The 746-nt window shown below is 61.9% G+C and carries 1 protein-coding gene; it reads right to left on the minus strand.

What is annotated here, in order from left to right; all coding sequences use genetic code 11:
* The coding region (locus tag FUT88_RS25550) for a 2-oxo acid dehydrogenase subunit E2 (protein ID WP_186829390.1) at positions 1 to 746 on the minus strand (746 nt) is incomplete at both ends.

The raw sequence follows: 746 nt of genomic DNA on the forward strand, positions 1-746 counted from the left end.
CAGCGACAGCGGCAGCGTCAGGCGCGGCACGAATTGCTTGCCGTCCCAAACAGGCTTTTGATAGCCGCGCGACAGACCCAGGATGGCCACTTCCGGTGCGTTGATGATCGGCGTGAAATGCGTGCCGCCAATGCCGCCCAGCGACGAGATCGAGAAGCAGCCGCCCTGCATCTGGTCCGGCTTGAGTTTGCCTTCGCGCGCCGCCTTCGACAGGTCGGCCATTTCCTTCGCGATGTCGATCAGGCCCTTCTTGTCCGCATCGCGAATCACCGGCACCACCAGCCCATTCGGCGTATCGGCCGCAAAGCCGATGTGGAAGTACTGCTTGAAGACCAGGTTGTCGCCGTCCAGGCTCGCGTTGAACGTCGGGAATTTCTTCAGCGCGCCCACGACAGCCTTGATCACGAACGCCAGCATCGTGAACTTCACGCCGGCCTTTTCGTGGTCCTTGTTCATCTGCACGCGGAAGGCTTCCAGCTCGGTGATGTCCGCTTCGTCGTTGTTGGTGACGTGCGGGATCATGACCCAGTTGCGGTGCAGGTTCGCACCGGAAATCTTCTTGATGCGAGACAGCGGCTTCGGATCAACCGGACCGAACTTGGTGAAGTCGACCTTCGGCCATGGCAGCAGATTCAGCTCGCCGCCACCGGCCGGCGCACCAACGGCAGCCTTGCCCGGCGCAGCAGCTTGGCCGCTCATCACGCCCTTGACGTAGCGCTGCACGTCTTCCTGCGTGATGCGGTTTT

The sequence above is a fragment of the Ralstonia sp. TCR112 genome, assembly GCF_007997035.1.
Lineage (GTDB): Bacteria > Pseudomonadota > Gammaproteobacteria > Burkholderiales > Burkholderiaceae > Ralstonia > Ralstonia edaphi.